Here is a 17,227-nt window from a genome sequence, read left to right on the forward strand (position 1 = left end):
CGTGGAGCCAGATCCCCCAGAGGAGCCCTGCTCCTCGTTGCGAAGCGGATATCGATACACGTGATTGGCCGGGTGCTTGCCTTCGTCGTTGCCATAGTCATGGCGGGCCCGACGCCGCCGTCGTCTGCCGAGGAGCATCCGGCCAGCAGCCGCAGCGTGCGCGGAGTCGTCGAGCTGTTCACGAGCCAAGGCTGTTCCTCCTGCCCGCCGGCCGACCGCATCCTTGGCAGACTGGCGAAGGATCCCGAGATCGTCGCCCTTTCCTATCATGTCGACTATTGGAACTACATCGGCTGGAGCGACCCCCTGGCCACCCGCGCCAACACCGATCGCCAGCGGGCCTATTCCAGGGCGCTCGGCACCGGCACGATTTATACGCCGCAGGTTGTCGTCAACGGACAGCGCGACGTGGTGGGCTCGCGCGAGGACGAGATTCGGAAGGCGCTGGACGAGACCGCGCTGACAGAGCGAAAGACCAACGTTTCGGTCGACCTCACCGTGCACGGCGACCGGCTGCACATCAGCGCCGACGGGGTTCCGCCGAGCACGACGGGAAAGCCCCCGGTGCTGATGCTGATCACTTACGACGAGAAGGTCGAGACCGTCGTCGACAAAGGCGAGAACAAGGGGCTGACGCTCTACAGCGTGCACGCGGTCCGGGACTGGCGCATTCTCGGCATGTGGGACGGCAAGACGCTCAGCGTCGATATCCCGGTCTCGTCGATGCAGGGGGCTAACGGTCGCAAGGGCGGGTGCGCGGCGGTCTTGCAGTCCGTCACGGCAGCAGGCGCGCCGGGTCCTATTCTGGCTGCAGCGGCCATTGACTTCTGATGCCATCCACCGGTCCGGCGGTCGCAGCGGCGGCGGCGTGGCGGGCGCGCCGAACCGCCGGATCGCTCTCCGATGGACCGCCCGCGTGTCGCGGGTGGCCTTCCCTCGCCTGGAACGACACGCACCCCGCGCGCCTCGCAGACCGAAAAGCTTTTGCCGCCCCGGAGCTTTCATGGCACCATGGCGTTTCGGGGGATGCGGATCCTTCATCCTGATCGGAGGCCCGCTTCATCGCGCGGGATACGCAAGGGGAACGGAATTTGGCTGATCTCGCTTCGGAGCGCACCGCGTCGGCGACCCTCATCGACCTGTCAACCGTCCGAAGTCCACCTCCCCCGCTCGTCTGCTTCGACCGCCGCGAATTCTCCGAGATCCTCAACGTCTATGGCCGCATGGTCGCCGCAGGCGAATGGCGGGACTATGCCATCGACACGCTGAAGGACCGCGCCGTCTTCTCGGTCTTCCGCCGCTCCAGCGAGATGCCGCTTTTCCGGATCGAGAAGAACCCGAAGCTGGCCCGGCGCCAGGGCGCGTTCAGCGTCATCGCCGCCGGCGGCCTGGTGCTGAAGCGCGGACACGATCTCGGGCAGGTGATGAAGGTGTTCGACAAGGCGCTGAAACTCGTCCGCTGATCCGCGCCGGCGGACCCGCCAGCCGGCAGAGCGCTTTGGAGCGCCCGGCGAAGCATGGGGATCAGGCTTTCGCACCGGCGCGGCAAAGCGAGACCTGACGATTCCGGCGATTTCGCCAGATCGTCCGAAACGCCGGGGCTCAGACGCCGAACAGAAGTCCGGGACCCGACGTCTCGTCCGGCAGGCTGGTCCGGCCGTCGCCGATCGGGATCTGCATGAAGACGGTGTCGACCCAGCGGCCGAACTTGAAGCCCGAGCCGTGGAAGATGCCGATGGTGCGAAAGCCCGCGCGCTCGTGCAGGCGGATCGAGGGGGCATGGTCCGAGCCGCCGATCACCGCGATCATCTGCCGAAAGCCAAGTTCCTCGCAGAGTTCGAGCAGCCGCTCCAGAAGCGCCCTGCCGGCGCCGCGGCCATAGGCCTCCGGCGCGATGTAGACGGAATCCTCGACCGACCAGCGATAGGCCGGCCGTGCCCGGAAGGGGCCGGCATAGGCGTAGCCGATGACGCGGTCCTTGCGGTCGGCGGCGACGATGTAGGGATAGCCCTGCCGCGTCAGCGATTCGAAGCGGACCTGCATTTCCGCCGCGTCGGGCGGCACGAGTTCGAAGGTCGCCGTTCCGTTGAGGACCGCGTGACCATAGATTTCGGCAAGGCGCGGCACGTCGGTCAGAACCGCCTCGCGCAGGACAAAGGCACTCATCGACACTCAACTCCCCGCTGGTCCAGCCCTCCCATGGCAAACCCGCGGGCAAAAGAAAAGGGCGACCCGAGGGCCGCCCTTCTCGCATGCGTCATGAACCGCTGGCTTAGCGGCGCTGGCCGAAGAGCTGCAGCAGGAACATGAACATGTTGATGAAGTCGAGGTAGAGGCGCAGCGCGCCCATGATGGCCTTGCGGCCCATGACCGCCGAGCCGTCGCCCTCGTAGTACATTTCCTTGATCTGCTGCGTGTCGTAGGCGGTGAGGCCGGCGAAGACGAGCACGCCAATCGCCGAGATGGCGAAGGCAAGGGCGCTGGAGGCGAGGAAGATGTTCACCACCGACGCGATGATGATGCCGATCACGCCCATGAACAGGAACGAGCCCCAGGCCGAGAGGTCACGCTTCGTCGTGTAGCCGAAGAGCGACAGCGCGCCGAAGGAGGCCGCCGTGACGAAGAACACCTGGACGATGGACTGCTGCGTGTAGACCATGAAGATGGTCGACAGCGACAGACCGACGAGGGCCGCATAGCCCCAGAACGTCGCCTGCGCCGCCGCGACGCTCATCTTGTCGACGCGGAAGGACAGGAACAGCACCATCGCCAGCGGGGCGAACATCAGCACCCACTTCAGCGGCGAGCCGAAGACGGTCTGGCCGAGCGGCGTCAACGCCGTGATGGCGCCTGCCTCGTTCGTCACCACCGACAGGGTGAACATCATGTATGCCGCGACGCCGGTGATCGCGAGACCGCCGGCCATCAGATTGTAGACCTTGATCATGTATGCGCGCAGGCCCTGGTCGATGGTGTCGTCGACCCTGGACCCGGCGAGCGGGACGCTTTGCGCGCCCTGATTCCACTTGTCCGCCATGGAGAGTTTCCTTTTCTGCGTTCCCCGTCCGGTGTCGATCAAGCCTGCGATTGCAGGCGATCGAGGCGCCGCTGGCGGGGGGCCCAGCATGCCTGACAACAATATGCGGACGAGAGCCCGTCCGCACAAGACCAAGGTCGCCCTCGGCGTGCGCGAATCCGTGAGGGAGCATTAAATTTGCGTCATTGCCCTCTCCCCCGGCGCCTGCGGCCGCGCTAGAGGCTGCGCAGCACCGGCGCCGCCTTCTGTCCAAGCACCCGCCAGGTCCCGAGAAGGCCGAAGCCGACCGTCAGAACCAGCGAGACGACGAGTGTCGACAACGCCACCGTCGCGTCGAAGGTGAAGGGCAGCTGCATGATCGAGGAAACCACGAACCAGGCCGCGAGCGCGCCCGCAGCAATGGCGAACACGGCGGTCGCAAGGCCGAGCAGCATGTACTCCATCGTGAAGGCGGCGATCAGCGTGGCGCGCGTCGCGCCGAGCGTCTTCAGGACGACGGCGTCATGCACGCGGTTGCGGTTGCTGGCCGCGAGCGCACCCGACAGCACCAGCACCGAAGCGACCAGCGCCACCGCCGCCGCCGCCCGGATCGCCAGTGCCAGCTGCGCGATCAGCCCGTTGATGGCGTCGAGCGCGTCCTTGACGCGCACCGTCGTCACGGCGGGATAGGCGTTGGTGATGCCGTTCAGCACCGCCCTCTCGGTCTCGGCCGTCGCCCCCGGGATCGCCAGCGTCGCCAGCCAGGCATGCGGCGCACCGGCGAATGTATTGGGCGAGAAGACCATGACGAAGTTGATCGACAGCGACTCCCACTCGACGGTGCGGAAATTGGCGATCTTCGCCGTGATGTCGCGGCCGAGCACGTTCACCGTCAGCGTCTCGCCGATCTTCAGGCCGAGCTCTCCCGCCTCTTCCGCCGAAAAGGAAACCAGCGGCTCGCCGCTGTAGTCGGCGGGCCACCATTCACCCTCGGTGACGTTCGAATTCTCCGGCAGCGCCGGCGCGTAGGTCACGCCGCGGTCGCCGCGCAGCACCCATCCGCCCTCTGCCGGAATGGTCATCTTGGCCACGTCGACGCCATTCAGCTGCGTGATCCGCCCGCGCAGCATCGGCGCGGCGTCGAGCCTGGAGCCCGGCGCGAGCCTTTCGATCTCCGCCCGGAACGGGTCGATCTGGTCCCTCTGGATGTCGACGAAGAAGAAGTTCGGCGCCCGGTCGGCAAGGCCGGTCGATATCTCGCGGCGAAGCGCGTTGTCGATGACGGCAAGCGTGACGAGGAGTGTCAGTCCGAGGCCGAGCGAGAGCACGACGGAGGATGTCAGGGCGCCCGGCCGATGGATGTTGCCGATGGCGAGACGAAGCGGCGTCGAGCCGACCCGCGGCATGCGCCGGGCGAGGTGCTGGATGCCCCAGGCGACGGCGCGCAGGATCAGGAAGGCGACGGCGGTGGCGACGAGGAAGATCGCCGCGACCTTGCGATCGCTCGCCATGGCGAGTGCGAGGACGGCGATGACCGCGGCGAGGCCGATCGCGCCGAGAAGATAGCTCCAGCGGATCCGCCCCCTGCCCGACGTCGACATTTCACGGAAGAGCGCGGTCGCCGGCACGTCGCGCGTATGCCCGAGGGGCAAGAGCGCGAAGGCGAGCGCGGTCAGGAGGCCGAAGACGGCGGCAAGCGCGAGCGCGCCGGGATAGACGGAAGCGCTGGCGGCGACCGGGATGACGCTTTCGAGAAAGCGTGCGGTCGCGAAGGGCGCAGCGGCGCCGAGAACGAGACCGAGCCCGACGCCGACGAGGGCGAGCGTCATGATCTGGATGAGATAGACGGTGACCACGAAGGTGCCGCCGGCGCCGAGGCTCTTGAATGTCGCAATGACCTGGCGCTTGGCGTCGAGATAGGCGTTCACCGCATTGGCGACGCCGACGCCGCCGACGATCAGCGCAGTCAGCCCGACCAGCGTCAGGAACTGCGAGAAGCGCTCGATGTTGCGCTGAAGCGAGGGCGCCGCCCTCTCGGACGTGCGCACGCTCCAGCCGGCGCCGGGGAAGCGTTCGTTCGCGTCATCCGCCACCGCCTTGGCATCCGTGCCCTCCGGCAGCCTGACCTTGTAGCTGTGCTCGATCAGGCTGCCCGGCTGGACAAGGCCCGTCGCCGCGATTGCCGCCTCGGAAAGGAGCAGCCGCGGGGCGAAATTCATGCCGTCCGACAGAAGATCGGGCTCGCGCAGCACGACGCCGCGGATCTCCACCTCGCTCGAGCCGAGCCTCAGAAGCGCGCCCGGCCGGATGTTCATCCGATCCAGAAGCTCCTGCGCCACCAGCGCGCCGAAATGACCGTTTCGTTCGGTAAGGAGTTCGGGCAGCGGCAGCGCCGGCTCTGTCTCCAGCGAGCCGAACAGCGGATAACGCTCGTCCACCGCCTTGACCTCCACCAGCGACTGGTCGCTGCCGTCGGGAAGGCGGGCCATCGAGCGCATCGACGTCGCGGCGGAGACCGTGCCGAGACTGTCGAGATAGGCCTCTTCGGGTCCCGTCACCGTGCGCTGGACGAGGGCGAAGCGCAGGTCGCCGCCGAGAATGGCGCGGCCCTGCTCGGATATGCCCGACGTCATCATCTGCGACACCGAATTCACCGCCGCGATCGAGGCGACGCCGAGGGTGATGCAGGCCAGGAAGATGTAGAAGCCGGAAAGGCCGCCGCGCATTTCGCGCAGCGCGAAGCGGGCCGCGAGCTTCAGCTGGGCGCCGCGTCCGCTCGCCGCCTGGCGCCTCTGATCGCTCGCCGTCGCGACCGCGTCGACCGCCGTCACGGCACCATCCCGAGGCGAGCCTCGTTGCCCAGGATGCGGGCCTCAACGCTGCCGGCGCCGATCGGTGGCATGCCGGCGACAGGCGCCGCCTCGATCTCGCCGCTGCGCACGCGCACCTCGCGGCTGCAGCGGGCGGCCAGTTCCCGGTCGTGGGTGACGAGGATGAGGGTCATCTGCCGCCGCGCCTGTTCGGCAAAGAGAAGGTCGGCGATCTGCACACCCGTCACCGCATCGAGATTGCCGGTCGGCTCGTCGGCGATCAGGATCGCGGGCTCAGGGGCCAGCGCCCGCGCCATCGCGACGCGCTGCTGCTCACCGCCCGACAGTTCGCCCGGATAATGCGTCACCCGGTCTTTCAACCCGACATTGGCGAGTTCCCGCTCGGCCCGCGCAAAGGCGTCCGCATGGCCGGCGAGCTCCAGCGGCACGGCGACGTTCTCCAGCGCGGTCATGTTGGGAATGAGGTGGAAGGACTGGAACACGATGCCGATATTGCGGCCGCGGAACGTCGCGAGCCTGTCTTCGCTCAGCGGCCCGAGCGCCTGCCCGGCGATTTCCACCAGCCCGCTATCGGCCCGCTCCAGCCCGGCCAGGACCATCAGAAGCGTCGACTTGCCCGAACCCGAGGGGCCGACGATGCCGACCGACTCCCCGCGCGAGACGGTGAGATCGACACCCTTCAACACATGCACGGACGAGCGACCGCTGCCGAGGGTCAGGTGGACATTCTGTAATCGGATTGCCGGTTCTGCCACGCGTTCGGGTCCCTATATGCACATCGATGGGCCTTCGCCGGAGGCCGACCGCAATATGGGCGCCCGATGTCACGCTTTAAACCGTTCACCGCACGCTTGACGGCATTGTCATGGCCGCATCTCGCACTGGGCCCCCTTTTCGCCCTTGCCGCTGCGACCATCTGTCTCTCAGGGCCCGCTGTCGCGCAGGCCGTGTCGAACGGCGCCGCGCCATCGCAGATCGTCGCCTTCGGCGACAGCCTCTCGGCCGGATACGGCGTCGGGCCGGGCGAGTCCTTTCCCGAGCAGCTGCAGGCGGCCCTCGTTGCGAAAGGCTATCCGGCCACGGTCGTCAATGCCGGCGTTTCCGGCGATACGACCACGGGCGGCCTTGCCCGGCTCGACTGGTCGGTGCCCGACGGCGCCAGCCTCGTCATCGTCGAACTCGGCGCCAACGATGCCTTGCGCGGCGTCTTGCCCGAGATCACCGAAAGGAACCTCGACGCCATCCTGGAACGCCTGCAGCAGCGCGAAATCCCCGTGCTTCTGGCCGGCATGATCGCCCCGCCGAACATGGGGCCGGACTACGCCGCCGCCTTCAATCCGATCTATGCCCGGCTTGCCGAGCGTTACGACGTGCCGCTCTACCCCTTCTTCCTCGACGGCGTCGCCGGCACCGCGGATCTCAACCAGGCGGACGCCATGCATCCCAATGCAAAGGGCGTCGCGATGGTCGTGGAGAAGATCCTGCCGGCGGTAACGGCCGCGCTCGATGCCGCCGCGGCAGCGCCGGCGGACTGAGCCACGGAGGCCCGCGCTCCCTGTCCGGGTCGAGGCACGGGCGACCGGAAGCTCTGCTGAAGGGATGGATCTCCCCTCATCGCTCGACCTTCGAGCGACCCGCCCGGCACGATGGCGAAACTAGTTGTGCATTGCGCCATCGGCAGGGCGGTTGCCGGCCTATCCCGGTATCCCTGTCTTGAAACCATGCGAACGAGGTGAAAGGATTCGATTCGAGACCCCTGCTTCCCGGAGAGGTTGTCTGATGCCGAGACTGTTCACAGCCATCGAAATCCCGCGTGATGCGGCCCTCTCCCTGTCCTTCCTGCGCGGCGGCATGCCCTCCGCGCGGTGGATCGACGTCGAGAATTACCATCTGACGCTGCGCTTCGTCGGCGATGTGGAGAGCCGCCTCGCCGACGAACTGGTGGCGGCGCTCGACCGGGTCGAGCGGCCGGGCTTCGAGCTCAGCCTGTCGGGTGTCGGCGCCTTCGGCTCCAAGAAGCCGCATTCCTTCTATGCCGGCGTTGCGCCATCGGCCCCGCTGGAGGCGTTGCAGGGCGATATCGACCGGATCTGCCGGCGTCTCGGCCTGCCGTCTGATTCAAGGAAGTTCGTGCCCCACGTCACCCTGGCGCGGCTGCGCCAGCCGCGGATCGACGAGGTCGCGCACTATCTCGCCGCCCGCGGCGACTTTCGTACGCCGCCCTTTCCCGTCAGCCGCTTCGTTCTCTATTCCTCGCGCGATTCCGTGGGTGGCGGCCCCTATGTGCGAGAGGAGAGCTATCCCCTGCGCCAAAACGAGTTCGACAGCCGGCGCGACCGCCTGCCCGCTCTGGCTCCCGGCGCCGTCACCCTCTGTCGCTAGCCACGGCACGCGCAGGCGGCAACGCCCTGCCCCCCTGCCCCTGCCCCTTGCCCCTGAACCCCTGGCGCCTCGTCCGGCACTTCCCGCCCGCATCGCGATGATCTTGCAGTGGCGATCATCAGCGCCATCTGAGGGGGAGTATCGCGGGAGACATGAGCATGGACAGGTCGAAGATCGAGGAAATCCTGGCGCCGGCCTCGCTCGAGAGGCAGGCGGAGCAGGAAAGCCGGGTGCGCGGCTCGTTCTTCGAGACACTGCGCCGCGCCGCGCGGCATATCCCCTTTTCGCGCGACCTTGTCGCTTCCTACTACTGCGCCGTCGATCCCCAGACACCCTCGACGAGCAAGGGCATCCTCCTCGCCGCTCTCGCCTATTTCGTCCTGCCGATCGACTTCGTGCCCGATTTCCTGTTCGGCCTTGGCTTCACCGACGACATCGCCGTCCTGTGGGCCGCTTTCGGTGCCGTTCGCCACAACATCAAGCCCGAGCACTACGTCCTGGCGAGCGAGGCGCTGGGCGAGGCCGAAACGCCGGCATAGGTCCTGGTCGCCGTCGTCTCGCGGCAACGGCTGCGCGACAAACTATCGCCAAGTTTATTCGTTCATTCGCCGCAAAGACGGATCGCTCGCCGAACCGTTTCCCCGACTGCGGCAAGGGTCGAACGCTCCTTCGAGCGGTCCTTCATCGCCCATCATTCATCAGGCGTTTACCAGACATCAACACCTTTTAAGTCTAAATGAATGCAAGTCGCGTCCGCATTCCGGCCGGGCGCTTGAGCCTCAAGCGACACTCTGAACAGCGGGGAACCATGTCCTTCAAGAACGTTCTGACCACGGCAGCAGCCATCCTCGTCCTGTCGAGCGCGGCAGCCACGGCCCAGACGCCGACGCGGATCAAGCAGTTCAATGCGTGGGGCAGCTATTCCTACACCGCCGCCGGCGGCAAGGTCTGCTACATCCTGTCCACACCGACGGCGATGCAGCCCGCCAGCGTCGACCACGGCGACATCTTCTTCCTGATCTCGCAGAAGCCGGGCCAGGGCGTTTCCTACGAACCGCAGGTCGTCATGGGCTACAAGATGCAGGAGGGGTCGAAGGTCATCGTCGACGTCGACGGCAAGAAATACTCGCTGTTCACCCGCGGGGAATCCGCCTGGATGGAGAATGCCGCCGAGGAGCCGCAGCTGGTCGATTCCCTGCGCAAGGGCCAGGGCATGAAGGTCGATGCCAAATCACAGCGCGGCACCGCGACGAGCTACACCTATTCGCTGTCCGGCGTGACCGCCGCCCTCCAGTCGATCAACAACTGCAAATAGCCTGTTTCGCCCGATCGCGGCGGAACGCCTCTCCAAGGCGACAATCGAGCCGTAGGACCCTCCCCATGCCGTCGACCGCCCATCCGCGCGGACGGCATGGGCGTCACGCACCCGCTCTCCTTCTGTTTCCGGCTTCCGGTTTCTCGCGCGCTTACGTCGCTCCGCAAATAGCAAAGCCGCCTCGTCCGGCATCGACCCGGCATGGCGGGACGCGCAGCAGATCGGCCTCACATCCGCACCAAATTGCGCCCGGTCTTGCGAAAACCACGCAAACACGCCATTTGATGGCCATCCAGAGATATTTTGCGGCGCCAGCCCCCTGACGGATGGCGGCAACCGCCCCGAAGGCAGACCCATGGCCGTATCCATCGACCTCGCCCCGAAGGCGTCCGGCCATGCTGGCGACGCCCTGGTGCCGCTCGCCATGGTGCGCCCGCAGATCGTCGCCGCGACCGCGGAGCGCCCGCATGTCATCGGCATGACGCGCGAGGGGCTCGGCACGGTCCTGGCGCAGGCGGGCGTTCCCGCCAAGCAGATCCGCATGCGCACCGCCCAGCTCTGGCACTGGCTCTACATTCGCGGCGTCGACGATTTCTCCAAGATGGCGAACATCTCCCGCGAGCTCCGCCAGAAGCTCGCGGAGAACGCCGACATTGCCCGGCCGGAGATCGTCGACGAGCAGATCTCCGTCGACGGCACGCGCAAATGGCTGTTCCGCTTTCCCGCGCGCGGCGCCGGCAAGCCGGTCGAGATCGAGACCGTCTACATTCCCGAGGAAGGCCGCGGCACGCTCTGCGTCTCCAGCCAGGTCGGCTGCACCCTCACCTGCACCTTCTGCCACACCGGCACGCAGCGCCTCGTGCGCAACCTGACACCCGACGAGATCGTCGGCCAGGTCATGGTCGCGCGTGACCGGCTCGGCGACTTTCCCGACGCCGACACGCCGGAGGGTGGCATCCTGCCGTCGGAAGGGCGCCTCGTCTCCAATGTCGTGATGATGGGCATGGGCGAGCCGCTCTACAATTTCGACAATGTCCGCCAGGCGCTCTCCGTCATCGCCGATGGCGAGGGCCTGGCGCTGTCGAAGCGGCGCATCACGCTGTCGACCTCGGGCGTCGTGCCGATGATCGCGCCGACCGGCGAGGACATGGGCGTCGGTCTTGCCATCTCGCTCCATGCCGTCCGCGACGAGCTGCGCGACGTGCTGGTGCCGATCAACAAGAAGTACCCGCTGGCGCAGCTCCTCGACGCCTGCAGGACCTATCCCGGCGTTTCCAATGCCCGCCGCATCACCTTCGAATATGTGATGCTGAAGGACGTCAACGACAGCCTCGCCGACGCGCGCGAACTCGTCCGTCTTCTCAGCGGCATTCCCGCCAAGATCAATCTCATCCCCTTCAACCCCTGGCCCGGCAGTGCCTACGAATGCTCCGACTGGGATCAGATCGAGCGTTTCGCCGAGGTCGTGAACCAGGCCGGCTATGCCTCGCCGATCCGCACGCCGCGCGGCCGCGACATCTTCGCGGCCTGCGGCCAGCTGAAGTCGGAAAGCGAGCGCATGCGCAAGACCGAACGGGCGGCGGCACCGCTTTGAAGAAGCGAGCGACCCGGGCTTCCCGACCCCAGGCTTCGCGATAATGGCCGTCCTGCGCTTTCTCATCGTCATCCCGTTCGGCTTCGTCCTGTCGTGCTTTGCCGCGGCCTTCGCTTTGCTTTGGCCATTTCTCGACACCGCGGGAGCGGCGACCGGCGATCCGTTGTTCTGGCTGCAGGCGATCCTCGGCTTTGTCGCCCAGAGCGCCCAGGTCGGCTCGACGGCGGTCGTGCCCTGGGCGCTGTTCATGGTCCTGACGGAAAGCCTCGGCTGGCGTTCCGTGCTCCTGCACATGGCGGCGGGTCTCGCCGGCGCCTTCGCCGTGATCCGCACGGCCTATGTCGGCGCGCTGCCGCATGCCAGCGTCCAGACGGCGATGATGGTCGCCGGCCTCACCTTCGCGCTCGTCTACTGGATCTTCGCCGGCCGCAATGCCGGCCGTTGGCGTCAACGCAAGACTGGCCCGGCGGAAACGGTGGAATCCGCGCCGAAGGCCTGAACAGGCCCCCGTCCACCGTGCTAGAAGCAGGGTGCATTCCCTTTAGACCCGAGGAAACGACATGGCGCGACCGCCGGAGAGAACGAGGCGACCGACCGACGCGCGCAGCGCCGCGGAAGCCGCCTTCAAGCAGATGACGAAAAAACCGGAGCGCACCGACGAGCGCACGCTCGGCATGCCGGGCATCCCCGGCGCCAAGGAGCTTGTCTCGCTGCGCATCGATACCGACGTGTTGCAGCATTTCCAGGCCGAGGGGCCGGGCTGGCAGGAGCGCATCAACCAGGCGCTGCGTCAGGCGGCCGGAAAGTAAGGCGGTCCCGCCGCGCCTTCATGATCACGCTTCATCATCTGAACAACAGCCGCTCGCAGCGCATTCTCTGGCTTCTCGAGGAGCTTGGGCTGGAATATGCGATCGAACGCCACCAGCGCGACCCCCGGACCCTGCAGGCGCCGGCCTCGCTGCGCGCGATCCATCCGCTCGGCAAGGCGCCGGTGATCACCGAAGACGGCCTGACGCTCGCCGAGACCGGCGCGATCGTCGACTACCTGACGGAGAAGACGGGTCGCTTCGGTCCGCCGGCCAGCGGCACAACGCGCTGGCGCTACCGCCATTTCCTCCATTATGCCGAGGGCTCGGCGATGCCGCCGCTGGTGATGAAGCTCGTCTTCTCCCGCATTCCCGCCGGCATGCCGAGACTCCTGCGCCCGCTGATGCGGCCGGTCTTCGCCAAGCTCGACCGTGTCTTCCTCGAGCCGCAGCTGCAACTGCACGCCGACTACTGGGAACAGGCCCTTGAGGAAAGCGGCTGGTTCGCCGGCCCCGACATCACCGCCGCCGACATCATGATGAGCTTTCCGCTGGAGACTGCCCGCAGCCGCGTCGGCTTCGATGCCCGGCCGAACTGCCGCGCCTTCCTGGATCAGATCCATGCCCGGCCGGCCTATATCAAGGCGCTCGAGGTCGGCGGAGCCTACGCCTACGCCTGAGGCGATTTACCGGCCCCGCGTCAGCAGCATCGAGACGGCGAAGGTCGAGAAGACCGAGGCAAACAGCCAGTCCAGCCCGCGCATGATCTTCGGCCGCCGCTTCAGCGCGGCGGAAAATCGGTCGGCGGCCAGGATCATGACGCAGCTCAGCGGCACGGCGATCAGGATGAAATAGATTCCGAAGAAGAACAGCTTGCCGCCGGCATGGGGGTCTCCCGCCGAGACGAAGCTCGGCAGGAAGGTGACGAAGAACAGGATGATCTTGGGATTGAGGAGGTTGATCCCGACCCCCGTCAGCCAGTTCGACAGAAGCGAATGCCGCTTGCCGCCGGCCGCGTCGAGATTGAAGCTCGAGCCGTATCGGACGGCCTGGAAGGCGAGGAAGGCGAGGTAGAGCGCCCCGCCGACCTTCAGCACGGCAAAGGCCTCGGGCGAGGCGGCGATCAGCGCGGAGATGCCGACGGCCGCGAGCGTCGTGTGGACGACGACGCCGCAGGTGGCCCCGAGCATGGCGGCAAAGCCCGCCGGCCGCCCCTCCGACAACGTCCGGCCGATGAACAGCGTCATGTCGGGGCCGGGGGTGATGGTCAGGATCAGCGCCGCCAGGGTGAAGGCGGCGATCGCGCCGATGTCGGGAATGAAGGTCATCGAGGCTATCCGTCCATTGGGGCCGTCGCAGTCTCTAGCCGGTCGGCGGCGGCATTCCACCCGAAATCTGCCAGGCCTTGCAAAATCGTCCCGTCGTCGGACAAGTGTCACGTCGCCGTCACCTGCCTGTCACCGCGCTGGGCCATTCCCATGCGTGTTGCATCGGGGGATCGGCAGACATGGACGCGACCATCGGCAGGGCCAACGGCCGCCAGACGGCCGGCGACAGGATCACGTGGCTGCGCAGAAACGCCGTCGATCGAAGCAGCAGCGTCGCCGCCGAGCTCGCCCGGTCCGTCGATCAGGCCCCGCTTCGGCTGCTCGCCTATCTTCTGGCCGGTCTCAGCTTTCTGTTCATGATGTTTCCCGGCATCGACCTTGCGGTATCGGCGATCTTTGCCGGTCGCGACGGCGGATTTCCGCTTGCCGAGGATAGGCTCGCGACGGGGATCCGCGACATCAACCGCCTCGTACCGACGATCCTGTTGCCGGGATTGACGATCTGTCTTCTGTGGTGGGCTTTTCGGCCGGGCCGCCCGGCCCCGGTCGCCCCACACCAAGCCCTGTTCGTCCTTTCGGTCTACATCCTCGGCTGCGGCATCATCGTCCACGGCCTGAAGAACTTCGTCGGCCGGGCGCGTCCCGATGCCATCCTACCGTTCGGCGGAACCGATGCCTTTACCGTCGCCTGGCAGATGTCGGGCGCCTGCCTGCGCAATTGTTCCTTTGCCTCCGGCGAGGCTTCCTCGGCCGCGGCCATGCTCGCATTCGCCCTGCTTCTGCGAGCGCGCCAGCGCGTCGCCATGCTGGTCGTGCTGGTGCCGCTTGCCGTGATTTTTTCGAGCGCCCGGATCGCCGTCGGCAAGCATTTCCTGTCCGACGTGGTCGTGTCCTGGCTGATTCTCATGATCGTCATCGTCGCCCTCTGGCGGGTCTTTCGCCATCACGCCGCCGACATTGACCGGAAAGTCGCCGGCTGTGGCGTGAGGCTGACCGCCGCGCTGAACGCCCGCTTCGCTCTGCGCGGCCTTCATCGCCCGACCGGCGGCGAGGGTGCGTCCGGCCGACCGGGCAGAGAGACCGTTCGGCCTTGTATCGCCTTGCCGCACCGGGCCGGCAACGACACCGCGGAGAAGGGTGAGACTGACGTCCGGAGCCCGGCGCACGGGCCCCTCCGCCGACATTCTGAAGCGAGCAGCATCGGCCGACCGGCACACGGGGCGGCACTGGATGCTGCAACCACCCTTCCTTACCCGTCCACACTTGCTATAGAGCCCATAACGCACTCTCCTGGGACAACAACATGGCAAACCAGCGCGACGTCAAGAAGGTCGTCCTCGCCTATTCCGGCGGCCTCGACACCTCGATCATCCTGAAATGGCTGCAGACCGAATACGGCGCGGAGGTCGTGACCTTCACCGCCGATCTCGGCCAGGGCGAGGAACTGGAGCCCGCGCGCAAGAAGGCCGAGATGCTCGGCATCAAGGAAATCTACGTCGAGGACGTGCGCGAGGAATTCTGCCGCGACTTCGTCTTCCCGATGTTCCGGGCGAACGCCGCCTATGAGGGCGTCTATCTCCTCGGCACCTCCATCGCCCGGCCGCTGATCTCCAAGCGCCTCGTCGAGATCGCGCAAGAGACCGGCGCCGACGCCATCGCCCACGGCGCCACCGGCAAGGGCAACGACCAGGTGCGCTTCGAGCTTTCGGCCTATGCGCTGAACCCCGACATCAAGATCATCGCGCCCTGGCGCGAATGGGAATTCAAGAGCCGCACCGACCTCCTCGACTTTGCCGAGAAACACCAGATCCCCGTCGCCAAGGACAAGCGCGGCGAGGCGCCTTTCTCGGTCGACGCCAACCTTCTGCACTCCTCCTCCGAGGGTAAGGTGCTCGAAGACCCGGCCGAGGACGCGCCGGCCTATGTCTACCAGCGCTCCGTCAGCCCGCAGGAGGCGCCCGACGTCACCACCGAGATCGAGATCGGCTTTGCCAAGGGCGACGCCGTCTCGCTCGACGGCAAGGCGCTGCGTCCGCACGAGATCCTCGCGGCCCTCAACGATCTCGGCCGCGACAACGGCATCGGCCGGCTCGACCTCGTCGAGAACCGTTTCGTCGGCATGAAGTCGCGCGGCGTCTACGAGACGCCGGGCGGCACGATCCTGCTTTCCGCGCACCGCGCCATCGAGAGCCTGACGCTCGATCGCGGTGCCGCGCATCTCAAGGACGAGCTGATGCCGCGCTACGCCGAGCTGATCTACAACGGCTTCTGGTTCTCGCCCGAGCGCGAGATGCTGCAGGCGCTGATCGACAAGAGCCAGGAGCATGTCGAGGGCACGGTCAGGCTGAAGCTCTACAAGGGCAATGTCATCGTCGCCGGACGCGCCAGCCCGAAGTCGCTCTATTCCGACGCCCTCGTCACCTTCGAGGACGATCACGGCGCCTACGACCAGAAGGACGCCGCCGGCTTCATCAAGCTGAACGCCCTGCGCCTGCGCACGCTCGCCAAGCGCGACAGGCTGTAACCAAATTTAGAGCGCCAATTTTGGTTTTACCTTCCCAAAGCCAAAAAGTGTTGGTATAGGTCCATATCTAGAAAACTCCGTGATAGGAGCTACTACATATGGCGAGCAGCCCTAGAGCCGGTAGCTACGTAGTGTCGGGAAGCTACCGGTGCTTCGCCCCTACTGCACTGCCTCCTCGACCGCCGATTACGTTCGACAGCGATATGAGTTTAATTCTCTCCGCTGCAGATCGCGCATTAGCACGTCTCGATGGAGCAGCTCTAACCCTGCCCAATCCAGAATTGTTCGTATATGCGTTTATGCGACAGGAAGCCGCCTTATCCTCCCAGATTGAAGGGACGCAAGCCAGCCTCGAAGATCTGTTTGAGTACGAAGCCGTTCCTGAAGCAGCAGGGGCGGGCAGCGATGTAACGGAAATCATCAACTACATCCAGGCAATGAATTGGGGCCTGGACGAGATCAACCGCCTTCCGCTATCGAAACGGTTGGTCAGAGGACTTCATGAGAGACTTCTAGCAACCGGCCGAGGAGCCGCCCGCAACCCTGGAAATTTTAGACAGGGTCAGAATCATATTGGAACAATCGGCTGCAGCATAGAAGAAGCTACCTTTGTTCCGCCATCCGTGCAGCTCATGCATCCCGCCTTAGATAACTGGGAAAAATACCTCCACCAGCGCGAACTGCCTATATTAGTAAGATGCGCTATTATACATGCACAATTCGAAACAATACATCCCTTTTGGGATGGAAATGGTCGCGTAGGCCGAATGATAATCACGTTGAAATTGTGCGAAGAAGGAATATTGGAGCGCCCGTTATTGTATCTAAGCTTATACTTTAAACAGTATCGACAGGAGTACTATGACCGATTGCAAAGCGTAAGAGATAACGGCGACTGGGAGGGTTGGATAAAATTCTTCCTAACTGGAGTCCGCCTTACATGCAAAGCGGCACTGGCCTCCGCTCGGCAGATTACGTTACTACGCGAAGAGCTTATTTTGAAAGCGCAGGCATCCAGTCGATCTAGCAACCCAGCAAGATTAACAGATGCGCTATTTCGCCACCCATACATAACAATACCTCAAGCAGCAAAAATTTTAGACACCACCGCTCAAGGTGGTTCGAATGTTGTCTCAAATCTTGTTGAAATCGGAATTTTGAAAGAAACCTATAAATCCGGACGCATGCGCGTATTTGCTTTTCGCCCTTATTTAGATTTATTGCATCAAACGTCAGGAGATCTTAGCTCTTCAATTGGCAGGGAAGACGCGCTTCGAAAGCCCATTGGGACGGAAGTCTCAACACCGCGCTGACGTTTTATAGGTAGCAGGGAAATATGTCTTCGACGTCCGGACCCGTGTTATCGCTAGTCACTTCCAAAGAAGCCTCGCGTCCGCGTACATGAAATGATGTTCACCGCATCGTACGTTG

Annotated in this window: 18 protein-coding genes; 13 read left to right on the forward strand and 5 right to left on the reverse strand. The window is 65.3% G+C overall.

All coding sequences use genetic code 11. The features are described 5' to 3' along the window. Positions 1-60: 60 nt before the first annotated feature. Together Sa4125_RS21025 and Sa4125_RS21030 are read left to right on the forward strand one after the other, a co-directional pair. On the forward strand, positions 61-831 hold the full coding sequence (locus Sa4125_RS21025; protein WP_224001328.1) for a DUF1223 domain-containing protein: 771 nt from the start codon (positions 61-63) through the stop codon (positions 829-831). A 230-nt stretch (positions 832-1,061) separates the two neighbouring features. Continuing rightward, positions 1,062-1,463: a DUF2794 domain-containing protein gene (locus tag Sa4125_RS21030; protein ID WP_224008099.1), complete on the forward strand. Its 402-nt coding sequence runs from the start codon at positions 1,062-1,064 to the stop codon at positions 1,461-1,463. A 139-nt stretch (positions 1,464-1,602) separates the two neighbouring features. Here Sa4125_RS21030 and Sa4125_RS21035 read toward each other — a convergent pair whose 3' ends face one another. From Sa4125_RS21035 to Sa4125_RS21050, 4 genes are all read right to left on the reverse strand, one after another. Next, positions 1,603-2,166 carry a GNAT family N-acetyltransferase gene (locus Sa4125_RS21035; protein ID WP_224001330.1) on the reverse strand — a complete coding sequence of 188 codons (564 nt, stop codon included), beginning with the start codon at positions 2,164-2,166 and terminating at the stop codon, positions 1,603-1,605. 106 nt (positions 2,167-2,272) lie between these two features. Then, positions 2,273-3,037: a Bax inhibitor-1/YccA family protein gene (locus tag Sa4125_RS21040; RefSeq protein WP_224001332.1), complete on the reverse strand. Its 765-nt coding sequence runs from the start codon at positions 3,035-3,037 to the stop codon at positions 2,273-2,275. Positions 3,038-3,252: 215 nt separating this feature from the next. Continuing rightward, positions 3,253-5,742 (reverse strand): ABC transporter permease, encoded by a 2,490-nt coding sequence (locus Sa4125_RS21045; RefSeq protein ID WP_224008102.1) that lies wholly within the window; start codon positions 5,740-5,742, stop codon positions 3,253-3,255. 101 nt (positions 5,743-5,843) lie between these two features. Then, positions 5,844-6,602, reverse strand: a complete 759-nt coding sequence (locus Sa4125_RS21050) for an ABC transporter ATP-binding protein (RefSeq protein WP_224001334.1) — start codon at positions 6,600-6,602, stop codon at positions 5,844-5,846. Between the two features lie 66 nt (positions 6,603-6,668). Here Sa4125_RS21050 and Sa4125_RS21055 point away from each other — a divergent pair, with 66 nt between their 5' ends. The 8 genes from Sa4125_RS21055 (at position 6,669) to Sa4125_RS21090 (ending at position 12,624) form a co-directional block, all read left to right on the forward strand. Then, a complete protein-coding gene (locus tag Sa4125_RS21055; protein WP_224001336.1) occupies positions 6,669-7,382 on the forward strand; it encodes an arylesterase in 714 nt (237 codons plus the stop codon). Between the two features lie 244 nt (positions 7,383-7,626). After that, positions 7,627-8,229, forward strand: a complete 603-nt coding sequence (gene thpR, locus Sa4125_RS21060) for an RNA 2',3'-cyclic phosphodiesterase (RefSeq protein WP_224001338.1) — start codon at positions 7,627-7,629, stop codon at positions 8,227-8,229. Between the two features lie 158 nt (positions 8,230-8,387). After that, a complete protein-coding gene (locus Sa4125_RS21065; RefSeq protein WP_224001340.1) occupies positions 8,388-8,768 on the forward strand; it encodes a YkvA family protein in 381 nt (126 codons plus the stop codon). Positions 8,769-9,037: 269 nt separating this feature from the next. Next, a complete protein-coding gene (locus Sa4125_RS21070; protein WP_224001342.1) occupies positions 9,038-9,544 on the forward strand; it encodes an invasion associated locus B family protein in 507 nt (168 codons plus the stop codon). Between the two features lie 424 nt (positions 9,545-9,968). Then, positions 9,969-11,138, forward strand: coding sequence for a 23S rRNA (adenine(2503)-C(2))-methyltransferase RlmN (gene rlmN / locus Sa4125_RS21075; protein WP_224008105.1), 1,170 nt, complete (start codon positions 9,969-9,971; stop codon positions 11,136-11,138). Positions 11,139-11,181: 43 nt separating this feature from the next. Next, positions 11,182-11,637: a hypothetical protein gene (locus Sa4125_RS21080; RefSeq protein ID WP_224001344.1), complete on the forward strand. Its 456-nt coding sequence runs from the start codon at positions 11,182-11,184 to the stop codon at positions 11,635-11,637. Between the two features lie 61 nt (positions 11,638-11,698). After that, positions 11,699-11,947: a BrnA antitoxin family protein gene (locus Sa4125_RS21085; protein ID WP_224001346.1), complete on the forward strand. Its 249-nt coding sequence runs from the start codon at positions 11,699-11,701 to the stop codon at positions 11,945-11,947. A gap of 20 nt (positions 11,948-11,967) precedes the next feature. Continuing rightward, positions 11,968-12,624 carry a glutathione S-transferase gene (locus Sa4125_RS21090; protein WP_224001348.1) on the forward strand — a complete coding sequence of 219 codons (657 nt, stop codon included), beginning with the start codon at positions 11,968-11,970 and terminating at the stop codon, positions 12,622-12,624. Between the two features lie 6 nt (positions 12,625-12,630). Here the strand turns inward: Sa4125_RS21090 and Sa4125_RS21095 are convergent, their stop codons facing one another. Next, entirely contained in the window at positions 12,631-13,272 is a 642-nt protein-coding gene (locus tag Sa4125_RS21095; RefSeq protein WP_224001350.1) for a LysE family translocator, read from the reverse strand. Positions 13,273-13,451: 179 nt separating this feature from the next. Between Sa4125_RS21095 and Sa4125_RS21100 the strand changes: the two genes are divergently transcribed. From Sa4125_RS21100 to Sa4125_RS21110, 3 genes are all read left to right on the forward strand, one after another. Next, positions 13,452-14,648, forward strand: a complete 1,197-nt coding sequence (locus Sa4125_RS21100) for a phosphatase PAP2 family protein (RefSeq protein ID WP_224001352.1) — start codon at positions 13,452-13,454, stop codon at positions 14,646-14,648. Continuing rightward, positions 14,576-15,796, forward strand: a complete 1,221-nt coding sequence (locus Sa4125_RS21105; protein ID WP_224001354.1) for an argininosuccinate synthase — start codon at positions 14,576-14,578, stop codon at positions 15,794-15,796. The genes Sa4125_RS21100 and Sa4125_RS21105 overlap by 73 nt, the downstream gene beginning before the upstream one ends. Positions 15,797-15,999: 203 nt before the next feature. Continuing rightward, positions 16,000-17,109 carry a Fic family protein gene (locus Sa4125_RS21110; RefSeq protein ID WP_224001356.1) on the forward strand — a complete coding sequence of 370 codons (1,110 nt, stop codon included), beginning with the start codon at positions 16,000-16,002 and terminating at the stop codon, positions 17,107-17,109. Positions 17,110-17,227: the final 118 nt, after the last annotated feature.

Source organism: Aureimonas sp. SA4125 (genome assembly GCF_019973775.1).
Lineage (GTDB): Bacteria > Pseudomonadota > Alphaproteobacteria > Rhizobiales > Rhizobiaceae > Plantimonas.